We start from the raw sequence: 13,297 nt of genomic DNA on the forward strand, positions 1-13,297 counted from the left end.
GGGGGGGCGTGACTTTTGCCCGCGGCTCCAAAGGTAACGCCCCGTTAATATTAAACACCCCCCCCCCGGCGGGGGGGGGCCCCGCCCCCCCCCCCCCCCCGCCACCGGCACATCCGCTTGAGTTCTTCCGCGGCGGGCCGCCGGACCGACGGCGACCGCCCGGACCGGAGATCGGGGGTGTCACTCGTGCGGATCGCACTGCTCACGGAAGGCGGTTATCCGTATGCGGCGGGAGAGGCGTGGCTCTGGTGCGACCGGCTCGTGCGCGGCCTTCCGCAGCACGAGTTCGAGCTCTACGCGCTGAGCCGCAGCGCCGGCCAGGAGGAGCGCGGCCGGGTCCCGCTCCCGCCGCACGTCACCCGGGTCCGGACCGCCCCGCTGTGGGCGCCGGCCGACGACGGGCGCACGTACTCCCGGCGCGAGCGGCGCCGCTTCACCGACAGTCTCGCGGAGCTGGTCCGGGGGATCTGCGCGGACGCGGCCGAACCCTTCGCCACCGGGCTCTACGGGCTGGCCGAACTCGCCCGCGAACAGGGCGGGATGTACGCGGCCCTGCGCTCCGAGAAGGCCGTACGGGCCGTGGAGGCGGGCTGCCGGGCCCCGGGAGCGGGCCGCGCGGTCGCGGCGGCCCGGGTACCGGACCTGCTGGAGTTCGTGGACGCGCTGGAGCGGATGCTGCGGCCGCTGTCCCTCGACTGGTACGAGGAGCCCGGGCTCGGCGCCGCCGACGTCTGCCACGCGGCGGCCGGCGGGGTCGCGGCCCTCCCCGGCCTCCTGGCCAAACGCTTCTTCGGAGTCCCGCTGCTGGTCACCGAGTACGGGGTCCAGCTGCGCGCCCACTACCTGGAGCACGGCGCGGACGACCGGCCCGCCGTCCGGGCCCTCCTCGCGGCCTTCCACGTCCGGCTGGCCGGGGAGATCTACGCCCGCGCCGACCTGCTCACCCCCGGCAACGCGCACGCCCGCCGCTGGCAGGAACGCTGCGGGGCGCCCCGGGAACGGCTGCGGACCGTGTACCCGGGGATGGAGGCGGACCGATTCGCCGCCGTCGGCGAGGACCCGGACTGCGGGGACCCCGACACGCTGGTGTGGGTCGGGCGGATAGAACCCGCCAAGGACCTGATCGGCCTGCTGCACGCCTTCGCCGAGGTCCGCCGGGCCCGGCCCGGGACCCGGCTGCGGATCTTCGCGACCGCCGTCGCCCCCGGCTACCTGGCCGACTGCCGCTCGCTGGCCGCGCAGCTCTTCCCCGACGAGGCCGCCGACGCCCGCACGGCGGGGGAGAACCCCGTCAGCTTCGAGGAGGTCGGCGGCCCCGAGGCGCCCTCGGCCGCCGACGCGTACGGGGCCGGCCGGATCGTGCTGCTGTCCTCGGTGATCGAGGGCTTCCCCATCACCCTCGCCGAAGCCATGTTCTGCGGCCGCGCCACCGTCTCCACGGACGTCGGGGCCGTCTGCGAGGTCATCGGCGGCACCGGGCTCGTCGTCCCGCCGCGCAACCCGCGCGCACTGGCCGACGCCTGCCTCGCCCTGCTGGGGGATCCCGAGCGGGCCCAGCGGCTCGGCGCGGCGGCCCGGGCCAGGGCGCTGGAGCTGTTCACCGTAGAACAGAACGTGGCGGCCTTCGGCGACAGCTACCTGCGCCTCCTGGTGCGCGGCTCCGCCCGGCCCGACGGGGAGGTCCCCTTCGAGCGGCCGGCCGAGGCGCGGGTGCCGGGCCACTGGACCACGCCGACGTGGGCGCCCGTCGTCCCGGCGCCCGGTGCGGAGGCGGGGGTATGACCACCTCGGACATCGCGGGTGCGGCGCCCGTGCCGAGCGTCGGCGCGGCGGTGACCGGCGCGGCGATCGGCGGCGGGTCGATCGGCGGCGCGGCGGTCGGCGGCGCGGCGGGAGAGGAGCGGCCGGGGCGCGGCGACCGGGATCCGCGCGCCCCGCACACCGGCGGGGAGGCCGGGCCGCGGGCCCGGGGCAGGGGGGCGCTCCCGGCGGCGGCACCGCAGGCGGTCCGGCGCAGGAGCGGCGGGGATCCCGTCAAGGCGCTGCTGCACCGGCACCGGGAGCTCTGCGAACGGGCCGTCGACCCGCTGGAGATCGCGGCCGGGCTGGAGGCGCACGGCATCAGCGACCGCACCGCCACGCGCTTCCGGCACCGGGACGTCTTCTCCCTCGCCGAGGAGCTGTACGCCCGCACCCCGCGCGGCGAGGCCCCGGCGGACCCCGCGCGGCGGCCGCCGCCGGCCGGGCCCCGCGCGGTGCGCCGCCTCGGGTACGCCCTGCTGCCCGGCGCCCTGGCCTGCGCCGCGGCCGCCACCGGGATGCCGGGGGCCGGCCCCCTCGCGGTGCTCGGCGCCGTCGGCGCGCTGGTGTGGCCCGGCCGGAGCGCGGGCGGCCGGCTGCCCTGGGCCGCCCATCTGCTCGCGGCGGCCGCCGTCGGCTGGGCCGTCCACCGGCACGGGCCGGCGCTCGGGGCCGCCCTCGCGCTGGCCGTGGCCCCCGCCCACCTCGCGGCGGCGCTGTACGCGGCCCGGGCCCGGCGCCGGCTCACCCGGAGCCGGGCCCTGGAGGACTTCGCCGCCGGGGCGCGGCCGCTGCTCGCCGGGGTCCTGCTGCTGTTCACCGCGGCCGCCACGGGGGCGGCCGCGGTGACCGGAGCCGCCCCGGGCGTCGCCGTACCGCTCGCGGTGCTGCTGTTCCTGGTCCGGCTGCTGCTGCGGCACGGCACGCACCGCGCACCGGTGGCCCTGGCCCTGGCGCTCGCCCTGGTCCCCGTCCCCGCCGCGGTGGCCGCCGCGGCCGCGGGGCTCCTCGTACACGCCGCCCTGGCGCTGTCCCGGGCCTCCGCCCACGCGCGGCCCTGAGCACCCCGCCCCTCTGCCCACCCCCTCTGCCCAGCCCACCCCACTCAAGGAGAAACAGGATGACCGGCCAGCCAACCAACCGAGGGGCCGCGCGATGAGAGTCCTGCTGATCGGAGCCAACGGCTACCTCGGACGCTACGTCGCCGACCGGCTGCTCGCCGACCCGGCCGTCCAGCTCACCGCGCTCGGCCGCGGCGACGACGCGGACGTCCGCTTCGACCTCGCCACCGGCAGCCCCGGCGCCCTCACCCGGTTCCTGGACGCCGTCCACCCCGGCGTCGTCATCAACTGCGCGGGCGCCACCCGCGGCGGCGCCCGGGAACTCACCCGGCACAACACCGTCGCCGTCGCCACCATCTGCGAGTCGCTGCGCCGCAGCGGCTGTGGGGCCCGGCTCGTCCAGCTCGGCTGCTCCGCCGAGTACGGGCCCAGCCAGCCCGGCTCGTCCACGGCCGAGGACGCCGTGCCGAGACCCGGCGGGCCGTACGGGGTCAGCAAGCTGGCCGCGACCGAGCTGGTGCTCGGGTCCGGGCTGGACGCCGTCGTCCTGCGGGTGTTCTCGCCCGTCGGCCCCGGCACCCCGGCGGGCTCCCCGCTGGGACGGCTAGCCGAGGCCATGCGCCGCGCCATGCAGTCCGGGGACGGCGAGCTCAAGCTGAGCGGCCTCGGCGTCCAGCGCGATTTCGTCGACGTACGGGACGTCGCGCGGGCCGTGCACGCCGCCTCGCTGTCCGCCGCCCAGGGCGTCGTCAACATCGGCACCGGGCGTGCGGTCCGGCTGCGCGACGCGGCGTCCGTCCTGGCCCGGGTCGCCGGGTACGGCGGCGCCCTGCACGAGCTGGACGTCCCGCACGGCGCGGCCCAGCACGGCGGAACGCAGCACGGCGGCCACGGCGCGGGCGGCCACGGTCACCCGGGCCGCCCGCAGGGTCTGGCCGCCATCGGCTCGCCCCGCTCCGAGGCCACCGCCGAGCAGATCGCCGCCGCGGCCCCCCAGCCGTTCCCCTATCCCGACGGCTGCGGCGCCTGGCAGCAGGCCGACGTGCGCACCGCCCGGGACCGGCTCGGCTGGCGGCCCCGGATCAACCTGGAGGAGTCCCTGGCCGACATCTGGATGGAGGCGGCGTGCCGCATCTGACCACCCCGCCGGGGGCCACGGCGACGGCCGGGACGGGGGCGGGCCGCCTCGGTCTCGGCATCCCCGGCTACGCGCACCCGCTGCTCGCCCCCGTCGAGTGGGCCGAGCTGACGCGCCCCGGCACCCCGCTGCACTGGGCCGTGCTCAACGTCGCCGACGGGCCGGGCGGCCGGCCCGACCCGCACTGCACCGAGGCCGCGGCCAGGCTCCGGCAGGCGGGCGGCGTCGTCCTCGGGCATCTCGCGATGCGGGACGGGGCCCGGTCCTTCGGGGAGCTGGTCTCCGACGCCCACCGCTTCCGCGACTGGTACGGCGTCGGCGGCTTCTACCTCGCCGGCGCCCCCGGGGACCGGGACGACCTCGCCCCGGTCCGCCGGGTCACCGACGCCCTGCGCGGGCTCGGCACGGAGCTGCGGATCGTGCTGGGACACGGCACGCACCCGTGCGAGGGCTATACGGAGGCCGCCGACCAGCTGGTCACCTTCTCCGGGTCCTGGGCCGACTACCGCTGGTCGCAGGTGGCCGAGTGGACGGCCGAGCACCCGCCCGAGCGGTTCTGCCACCTCGTGCACGGGGTGCCGCGCGGCCACCTGGAGGAGGCGATGCGGATCGCCCGCTGGCAGGGCGCCGGAACGGTCTGGTTCACGGACCGGCGGGCCGCCGGGGACCGGGACCCGTGGGCCTCGATGCCCGGGTACTGGGACGAAATCGTCTCGCGTATCGGACCGGGTGTCTCGGAATGAAGAAGGGCGTGGCAGTGTTACGGGGAGAACCACCGTTCAGACATACCCATCTACGGAGTCCCCGTGTCGCTGCCACCCCTGGTAGAGCCAGCTGCTGAGCTCACCGTTGACGAGGTCCGTCGGTACTCCCGCCACCTGATCATCCCGGATGTCGGGATGGACGGCCAGAAGCGCCTGAAGAACGCCAAGGTGCTGGCCGTGGGCGCGGGCGGCCTCGGCTCCCCCGCCCTCATGTACCTGGCCGCGGCCGGCGTGGGCACGCTGGGCATCGTGGAGTTCGACGAGGTCGACGAGTCGAACCTGCAGCGCCAGATCATCCACAGCCAGGCGGACATCGGCCGTTCCAAGGCCGAGTCGGCCCGTGACAGCGTGCTGGGCATCAACCCGTACGTCAACGTGGTCCTTCACGAAGAGCGGCTCGAAGCCGAGAACGTGATGGAGATCTTCAGCCAGTACGACCTCATCGTGGACGGCACGGACAACTTCGCCACCCGGTACCTGGTGAACGACGCCTGCGTGCTGCTGAACAAGCCGTACGTATGGGGCTCGATCTACCGCTTCGACGGCCAGGCCTCGGTCTTCTGGTCCGAGCACGGCCCGTGCTACCGCTGCCTCTACCCGGAGCCCCCGCCGCCGGGCATGGTCCCGAGCTGCGCCGAGGGCGGCGTGCTGGGCGTGCTCTGCGCGTCCATCGGGTCCATCCAGGTCACCGAGGCCATCAAGGTCCTCACGGGCGTGGGCGAGCCGCTGGTCGGCCGCCTGATGATCTACGACGCCCTGGAGATGCAGTACCGCCAGGTCAAGGTCCGCAAGGACCCCGACTGCGCGGTCTGCGGCCCGAACGCGACGGTCACCGAGCTCATCGACTACGAGGCCTTCTGCGGCGTCGTGTCGGAGGAGGCCCAGGAGGCGGCCCTCGGCTCCACGATCACTCCCAAGCAGCTCAAGGAGTGGATCGACGCCGACGAGCCCATCGAGATCATCGACGTCCGCGAGAAGAACGAGTACGAGATCGTCTCGATCCCCGGCGCGAAGCTGATCCCCAAGGGCGAGTTCCTGATGGGCACCGCCCTCCAGGACCTGCCGCAGGACAAGCGCATCGTCTTGCACTGCAAGACGGGTGTCCGCAGTGCGGAAGTCCTCGCGGTCCTGAAGTCCGCGGGCTTCTCGGACGCGGTCCACGTCGGCGGCGGCGTCATCGGCTGGGTCCACCAGATCGAGCCCGAGAAGCCGGTCTACTAACCGCCCCGCGGCGCACCCCGCACCAGCCCGTCCGCAAGGGGCCGTACCCACACCGGGTACGGCCCCTTCCGCGTACGGCTAGGCGGCCGCGGGGCTGGAGGTGGAGGTGGAGGTGGAGGTGGAGGTGGGGGTCGGGGCCGGGGCCGGGGTGCAGACGGTGCCGGCGGGCGGCACCTTCCCGTCCAGCAGGTACGAGTTCACCGCCTGCTGCACGCACTTGTCGCCGCTGTTGTACGCGCCATGGCCCTCGCCCTTGTACGTGAGCTCCACGCCCACGCCCTTGCCCAGTCGCTCCACCATCTTGCGCGCCCCCTCGTACGGGGTCGCCGGGTCACCGGTGTTGCCGATCACCACGATCGGGGCGGAACCGGGGGCGGAGACGTCCGGGGTGTGCCAGGCGCCCGGGACCGGCCAGTCCGTGCAGCTCAGCATGGACCAGCCGAGGAAGTCCCCGAAGACGGGCGAGGCCGCGCGGAACTCCGGCAGCTTGGCCTTGGTCTGCGCGAGGGTGTAACGCTCCTTGGTGTCGGCGCAGTTGATGGCGGTGTTCGCCGCGCCGATGTTGCTGTACCGGCCCTGCTGGTCACGGCCGTTGAGGGCGTCCGACAGGGCCATCAGCAGCTGGCCCTGACCGCCCTCGGCCTCGTCCAGCCCCTGCTCCAGCAGCGGCCACAGCTCCTTGGAGTACAGGGCCTGCGCGATGCCGTTGGCGGCGGCGGACTCGGTGAGCATGCGGTCGCCGATGCCGGCGATGGGCTTGGCCGCCAGCCGCTTCTGGAGCGCGATGACGTTCGCCTCGATCTCCTTGGGCGTGCTGCCCTGGAGCCGGCACTCGTCGCCCCGGTTGACGCAGTCCTGGGCGAAGTTGCCGAGGGCCAGCTGGAAGCCCTTGGCCTGGCCGAGCGAGCCCTGCTCGGAGGTCGCGGTCGGGTCCACGACGGCGTCGAAGACGGCCCGGCCGACGTTCTTCGGGAAGAGGTGGGCGTAGACCCCGCCGAGCTCCGTGCCGTAGGAGATCCCGAAGTAGTTGAGCTTCTCGTCGCCCAGGGCCTGGCGGATGCGGTCCAGGTCGCGGGCGGCGTTCTCGGTGCCCACGTGGGGCAGGATCTTGCCGGAGTTCGCCTGGCAGGCCTGACCGTACTTCTTGATCCCGTCGACGAAGGCCTTCTCCTGCTGCGGGGTGGCGGGCGTGTTGTCCTGCGCGTAGTACGCGTCCAGCTGCCTGTCGTCCTCGCAGCGCACCGGGGCGCTGCGGCCGACCCCGCGCGGGTCGAAGCTCACCAGGTCGTACCGGTCGCGCAGGGCGGCGTACTCCTGGGCGGCGCCGGGCAGGGTGGTGATGCCGGAGCCGCCGGGGCCGCCGAAGTTGAAGACGAGCGAGCCGAGACGGTTCTTCTGGTCGCGGGCCTTGGCGCGGATCAGGGCGATGGGGACGGTCTCGCCCCCGGGGTCCGCGTAGTCGAGGGGCACGTCGAGGGTGGCGCACTGCCAGTCCTTGCCGGGCGTCTGCCCGCCGCCCTCGGCGGCCGTGGGGGCGGAGCACTCCCCCCACTTCAGGGGCTTGGCGTCCTTGGTGCCGCCGGCCCGCGGTTTCTTCTCGGTCCCGCCGCCGTCGGAACAGGCGCTGGTGGTGAGCAGCGCGGCGGCGAGGGTGGCGGCAGCGGCTGTCCGCAGGACGATTCTGGGCATGGCCCCATCCTCTGCCGCGGGCCGCCCGCGCGCCCCCGCGCTGACCCGTTCGGGGGACCCGACGTCCCCGCGCGGCCGGGGCCCGGTCAGGCGGGGACGGCGACCCGGCGGGCGGCGGCGCGGCCGGTGGCCACGCAGGCGGCCACGCCCACGCCCTCGTACGCGGCTCCGCACAGGGCCAGGCCCGGGAGCTTCGAGGCCGCCTCGCGGATGCGGGCCACGCGTTCGCGGTGGCCGACCCCGTACTGCGGCAGGCCCCGGTCCCAGCGGGTCACTCGGGCGGCGAGGGGCTCGCCCATCGGGCCGACCGCCCGGTGCAGTTCGGCGATGGCGGCCCGGATCAGGTGCCGGTCGGGGCGGGACAGCAGTTCGTCCTCGCCGATCCGCCCGATGGACGCCCGCAGGACGAAGGTGGCGGGCGCCGCGTCGTGCAGCCAGGCCCACTTGTTGGACAGGAAGGACGCCGCCTTGAGCAGGTGGCCGTCCACGGGCGGGACGAGGAAGCCGTTGCCCTCGGGGAGGAAGTGCGCCTGGGGGCGGGAGAAGGCCATGGTGATGACCGCGGTGGAGGCGTGCGGGATCGCCGCCAGCTCGGCCTCCGCCAGCGGCGCGTGCGGGCGCAGCAGCTCGGCCGCGGCGAAGGCCGGCAGGGCCAGGACCACCGCGTCGGCCTCCATCGTCAGCGGTCCGTCCGCCGTCATGGCCAGCACCCGCCACCGGTCGCCGGGGAGCCGCTGGAGGGAGCGGGCCGTGGTCCCGGTCAGGATCCGGGCCCCGCAGGCCCGCGCCACCGCCTGCGGGAACCGGCCGGTGCCGCCGGCGACGCCCTGGACGGCCACCGCGCCCGAGCGGGGCGCGCCCGCCGCCTTCATCCGGCGCAGCGCGGGCAGCAGCGGGCCGCCCTGTTCGGCGAGCGCCGCGATCCGGGGCATGGCCGCGCGCAGCGAGAGCCGGTCCGCGCGGCCCGCGTAGACCCCGCCGAGCAGCGGCTCGACCAGCCGGTCCACGGCCTCCCGGCCGAAGCGGGCGCCGAGGTAGGCGCCGACGGAGAGGTCCTCGGTGAGCGGCTCGGCGGGCAGGCCCTCCTCGGCGGCGATCCGTGCGATGCCCTCCGCCGAGAGCAGGCCGGTGCCGGCCAGCGCCGCGGGGTCGGTCGGGACGCCCATGACGTGACCGGGGGGCAGCGGGCGCAGCGCGCCGTGGGTCCAGACGGTGGTGGGGGACGCGGCCGGATCGCACAGGGCGTTGCCGAGTCCGACGGCGGCGGCCAGTTCGACGGCCTCCGGGCGCAGGGACATCAGGGATTCGGCGCCCTCGTCCACGGAGATTCCGGCGATGGTGCCGGTGCGCAGCTTGCCGCCGACCTTCGTGTGGCTCTCCAGCACGGTGACGTCCGCGTGGCCGCGCAGCTGCCAGGCGGCCGCGAGACCGCTGATTCCGCCGCCGACGACGATCACTGATCGCATTGTCATCTCCTGTGACGATATGCCCCCGCTCTGAACGTAGGGGAGGAGCGGGCCTCAGCGCATCGTGCTTTCGGTCAGGGCTCTCAGCTCCGCCTGGTACGGGAAGCTGCCCGGCTCGTACGCGCAGTACGGATCCGCCTCCAGCACGTCCCCGGTGAATCCGTACGCCCGCGAGCGCGAGCCCCCGCACACCGTCTTGAACTCGCAGGCCCCGCACTTGCCGCGCAGCAGTGACGGATCGCGCAGGGTGGTGAACAGGGCCGATCCCCGGTAGATCGCGGTGAGCGGATGGTGGGTGACGTTGCCCGCCGACAGCGGCAGGAAGCCGCTCGGGTGCACCTCCCCGGTGTGCGAGACGAAGACGAAGCCGCGCCCCGAGGACACGTCCATCGGCGGCCGCCGCACCGGCCGCCGGCGCCCCTCGAAGAGGCCCAGCCGGGCGGCCCGCTCGCCGAGGCGCCCGTACAGTGCGCCGAGCCGCGGCCGTTCCCCGCGCGCGTCGAGGATGCTGCGCTGGAGGGCGACCCGGCGGAAGTGGTGGCCCTCGGTCGTCTTGGTGGCCAGCACCGCCCCGCAGTCGTAGAGGAAGTGCAGGACGTCCTCGGTCTCCCCGGCGGTCAGGGAGTCCAGCCGTTCGCCGCGGCCGGCGGGGACCAGGACGAAGCCCGACCACAGCATCGCGCCCTCGCGCCGCACCAGCGCCGCGATGTCGGCCAGGTCCTCCAGGCTGTCCCGCGTGACCGTGGTGTTGATCTGCACCTTCAGGCCCAGCTCGCGGGCGGCGCGCCAGCCCTCCAGGGTCCGGTCGTAGACCCCGGGAACGCCACGGAAGGCGTCGTGGCGGGCGGCGGTGGAGCCGTCCAGGGAGAGGGAGAGGGCCACCGCGCCCGCGTCGCGCACCGCGCTCAGGTTCTCCCGCGTCAGGGTGGGCGTACCGGAGGGGGAGACGGCGACGCGCAGGCCCAGCGAGGTCCCGTACGCGACGAGGTCCGTGAGGTCGGCCCGCTGGAACGGGTCGCCGCCGGTGATCACGAACAGCGGGGCCGGCCTGCCGAAGGCGGCGACCTGGTCCATCACCCGGCGGGCGCCGGCCCCGCCGAGCTCGCGCGGGTCCCGCTCGGTCCGCGCCTCGGCGCGGCAGTGCAGGCAGGCCAGCGGGCAGGCCCGGGTGGCCTCCCAGATGACGATGAACGGGCGCTCGGCGACGGCGTGCCGGGGGCGGCGCACCACGCCCGGGGCGGGGCGGCTCACGAGACCCGCTCCCAGCCGCGCTTCGGCGGGCGCGCGGCGAGCTGCGCGGGATCCCGCCTGCGGTAGACCACGAACGGGCGGACCAGGTACGCCAGCGGCGCGGAGAACACGTGCACCAGCCGCGAGTACGGGATCAGCGCGAAGAGCGTGAAGCCGAACAGGACGTGCAGTCTGAAGACGAGCGGGGCGGCCGCCATCAGCTGGTAGTCGGGACTGAGGGCGAACAGGCTGCGGAACCACACCGAGACGCCCTCGCGGTAGTTGTAACCACGGGTCTGTCCCGTCGAGTTGAGGACGGTGGCGGCCAGTCCGAGCGCCATCGCGCCGAGCAGGAAGGCGTACATCAGGTGGTCGCTCTTGAGCGTGGCCCGGCGCACGGCCGGGACGGTCAGGCGCCGGTGCACGAGGACGGCGATCCCGGCGGCCGCGGCGAGGCCCGCGACCGCGCCGGTGGAGACCGCGAGCAGGTGGTAGGCGTGGTCGCTCAGCCCCACCGCGTCCGTCCAGCCCCTCGGGATCAGCAGCCCCACCACATGGCCCAGGACCACGAACAGCATCCCGAAGTGGAAGAGCGGCGAGCCGATCCGCAGCAGCCGCGACTCGTGCAGCTGCGAGGAGCGGCTGGTCCAGCCGAAGGCGTCGAAACGCGCCCGCCAGAGGGTCCCCGCGACCAGCAGGGCGAGCGAGACGTACGGGAGCACGCCCCACAGGAGGAGGTCCATCAGGCGCTCTGCCTTTCGGGTGCGGTGGGCCACGGGAGGTCGGCGGGGGCGTCGATGCCCGGGCCGAAGGGTTCGAGGGCGGTGCCCGCGCCGACCAGCTCCTGGGGCGGGCCGCCGCGCGCGAGGGCCTTCGCCTGGGCCCTGGTCTCGGGGGAGGGGCCGGGCAGCGTCGCGCAGACGGCCTCCAGCACCCCCGTGTACGGGGACGCGGACTCGGCCAGCGCCAGGCGCAGCAGCTCCAGCCCGGCCCGGTGCTCCTGGAGCAGCTCGGTGCCGGCCTCCTCGCGCAGTGCGGCGAACTCCAGGGCCGCGGGCAGGAAGTCGGGCAGTTCCTCGCCCGCGAACTCCAGGCCGAAGTCCCGGTAGATCCGCTTCAGCCGGACGAGGGACAGGCCGCGCCGGCGGGTGTCGCCGTCGGTCCACCAGGTCAGGTAGAGGCAGCGCCGGTTGCGGGTGTCGAAGGTGGCGGTGTACTCGGCGCACTGCTCGATCGGGGTCATCGCCGCGGCGCGGTCGAGGAACGCGCCGATCAGCCGCTCCGGTTCGGCGCCCGCCCCGGCGAGGGCCGCGCGCAGCCGGGGCAGTTCGTCGTGGAAGTGCTCGCCGGGGTACTGCAGGACGGTGCCCGCGACCAGCCGCACCAGCGCGTTCGGGGTCATGAACTCCTCCGGGTGGGACCGAGGTTCAGCAGTACGCGGGACTGCGGCGCGCCGTGGTCCCCGACCGGGCAGGACGCCTCGTCGAGCGGGTGGGACCCGGCGAGGGCGTCGGCCTCGGGGCGGGCGGCGCTCGGCACCACGAAGCGGTCCTCCTGCTTGGCGACCGCGAGCAGGCGGAACATGTCCTCCATCTCGGCGCCGCTCAGGCCCACCGCCCGGGCGATCGACTCGTCCCGCTCCCCGCCCAGGTTGATCCCGCGCATGTAGGCGCGCATCGCGGCCATCCGGCGCAGTACCGCCTCGACGGGGACCGTGTCGCCCGCGGTGAGGATCTCGGCGAGGTACTCGACGGGGATGCGCAGGGCGTCGATGGCTCCGAACAGGTTGCCCGCGTCCTCGCCGTCGCTGCCGGTGGCGGCGACGGCCTCGACCACGGGGGAGAGCGGGGGCACGTACCAGACCATCGGCGCGGTCCGGTGCTCCGGGTGCAGGGGGAGGGCGACCTGGTAGGTGGCGATCAGGTCGTAGACGGGGGAGCGGCGGGCCGCCTCCAGCCAGTCGTGGGTGATCCCGGAGCGCTCGGCGGCGGCGATCACGGCCGGGTCGCGCGGGTCGAGGAAGCAGTCCACCTGCGCCGGGTAGAGGTCGTGCTCGTCCTCCACGGCCGCGGCGGCGGCGACCCGGTCGGCGTCGTAGAGCATCACGCCGAGGTAGCGCATGCGGCCGACGCAGGTCTCGGAGCACACGGTCGCCATGCCGGCCTCGACGCGCGGGAAGCAGAAGGTGCACTTCTCGGCCTTGCCGGTGCGGTGGTTGAAGTACACCTTCTTGTAGGGGCAGCCGGTCACGCACATGCGCCAGCCCCGGCACCGGTCCTGGTCGACGAGGACGATGCCGTCCTCCTCGCGCTTGTACATGGCGCCGGAGGGACAGGAGGAGACGCACGCCGGGTTCAGGCAGTGCTCGCAGATCCGCGGCAGGTAGAACATGAAGCTCTGCTCGAACTCGAAGCGGATCCGCTCGCCGACGCGGTCGCGGATCTTCTCCACGACCGGGTCCCGGGGCGCGTGGGCGGGTGCGCCGCCGAGGTTGTCGTCCCAGTTCGGCCCCCACTCGATGGTGTCGAGGGGCTCGCCGGTGAGCTGGGAGACCGGCCGGGCGGTGGGCAGGTCGTCGCCCGCCGGAGCCTCGGTGAGGTTCTTGTACTCGTAGGTCCAGGGCTGGTAGTAGTCGCCGAGCTCCGGGAGGTGGGGGTTGGCGAAGATGCCGCCGAGCTTCTTCAGCCGGCCGCCGGCCCGCAGCCGCAGACGGCCCGAGCGGGTGCGCTCCCAGCCGCCCTTCCACTTCTCCTGGTCCTCCCAGCGGCGCGGGTAGCCCTGGCCGGGGAGGGTCTCGACGTTGTTGAACCAGACGTACTCGGTGCCCTGCCGGTTGGTCCACGCCTGCTTGCAGGTGACCGAACAGGTGTGGCAGCCGATGCACTTGTCGAGGTTCATGACCATCGCCACTTGTGCCATGACGCGCAT

At 74.8% G+C, this 13,297-nt stretch carries 11 protein-coding genes; 5 read left to right on the forward strand and 6 right to left on the reverse strand.

Annotated features, from left to right (window positions below; translation table 11 throughout):
* Window positions 1-186 precede the first annotated feature (186 nt).
* From ACFYYT_RS05595 to moeZ, 5 genes are all read left to right on the forward strand, one after another.
* Window positions 187-1,782, forward strand: coding sequence for a DUF3492 domain-containing protein (locus ACFYYT_RS05595; RefSeq protein ID WP_351829450.1), 1,596 nt, complete (start codon window positions 187-189; stop codon window positions 1,780-1,782).
* Window positions 1,779-2,861 (forward strand): hypothetical protein, encoded by a 1,083-nt coding sequence (locus tag ACFYYT_RS05600; protein ID WP_351829453.1) that lies wholly within the window; start codon window positions 1,779-1,781, stop codon window positions 2,859-2,861. Before ACFYYT_RS05595 ends, ACFYYT_RS05600 begins: the two co-directional genes overlap by 4 nt.
* A 94-nt stretch (window positions 2,862-2,955) precedes the next feature.
* A complete protein-coding gene (locus ACFYYT_RS05605; RefSeq protein WP_351829456.1) occupies window positions 2,956-3,999 on the forward strand; it encodes an NAD-dependent epimerase/dehydratase family protein in 1,044 nt (347 codons plus the stop codon).
* Window positions 3,987-4,742, forward strand: coding sequence for a spherulation-specific family 4 protein (locus tag ACFYYT_RS05610; protein ID WP_351829458.1), 756 nt, complete (start codon window positions 3,987-3,989; stop codon window positions 4,740-4,742). Before ACFYYT_RS05605 ends, ACFYYT_RS05610 begins: the two co-directional genes overlap by 13 nt.
* 63 nt (window positions 4,743-4,805) lie before the next feature.
* Window positions 4,806-5,984 carry an adenylyltransferase/sulfurtransferase MoeZ gene (moeZ, locus tag ACFYYT_RS05615; RefSeq protein ID WP_351829461.1) on the forward strand — a complete coding sequence of 393 codons (1,179 nt, stop codon included), beginning with the start codon at window positions 4,806-4,808 and terminating at the stop codon, window positions 5,982-5,984.
* A 78-nt stretch (window positions 5,985-6,062) separates the two neighbouring features.
* Here the strand turns inward: moeZ and ACFYYT_RS05620 are convergent, their stop codons facing one another.
* From ACFYYT_RS05620 to narH, 6 genes are all read right to left on the reverse strand, one after another.
* Window positions 6,063-7,673: an alpha/beta hydrolase gene (locus tag ACFYYT_RS05620; protein ID WP_351829464.1), complete on the reverse strand. Its 1,611-nt coding sequence runs from the start codon at window positions 7,671-7,673 to the stop codon at window positions 6,063-6,065.
* Between the two features lie 86 nt (window positions 7,674-7,759).
* The gene (gene hemG, locus ACFYYT_RS05625; protein WP_388606998.1) at window positions 7,760-9,139 is read right to left on the reverse strand and encodes a protoporphyrinogen oxidase; all 1,380 of its coding nucleotides are present in this window, start codon (window positions 9,137-9,139) and stop codon (window positions 7,760-7,762) included.
* Between the two features lie 54 nt (window positions 9,140-9,193).
* Complete coding sequence (locus tag ACFYYT_RS05630) at window positions 9,194-10,390, reverse strand: TIGR04053 family radical SAM/SPASM domain-containing protein (RefSeq protein WP_351829467.1); 1,197 nt, start codon at window positions 10,388-10,390, stop codon at window positions 9,194-9,196.
* Complete coding sequence (narI, locus tag ACFYYT_RS05635) at window positions 10,387-11,112, reverse strand: respiratory nitrate reductase subunit gamma (RefSeq protein ID WP_351829470.1); 726 nt, start codon at window positions 11,110-11,112, stop codon at window positions 10,387-10,389. The genes ACFYYT_RS05630 and narI overlap by 4 nt, the downstream gene beginning before the upstream one ends.
* Window positions 11,112-11,771, reverse strand: a complete 660-nt coding sequence (gene narJ, locus ACFYYT_RS05640; RefSeq protein ID WP_351829473.1) for a nitrate reductase molybdenum cofactor assembly chaperone — start codon at window positions 11,769-11,771, stop codon at window positions 11,112-11,114. The genes narI and narJ overlap by 1 nt, the downstream gene beginning before the upstream one ends.
* Complete coding sequence (gene narH / locus ACFYYT_RS05645) at window positions 11,768-13,297, reverse strand: nitrate reductase subunit beta (protein ID WP_351829476.1); 1,530 nt, start codon at window positions 13,295-13,297, stop codon at window positions 11,768-11,770. Before narH ends, narJ begins: the two co-directional genes overlap by 4 nt.

It is taken from the genome of Streptomyces sp. NPDC002032 (genome assembly GCF_042890765.1).
Lineage (GTDB): Bacteria > Actinomycetota > Actinomycetes > Streptomycetales > Streptomycetaceae > Streptomyces.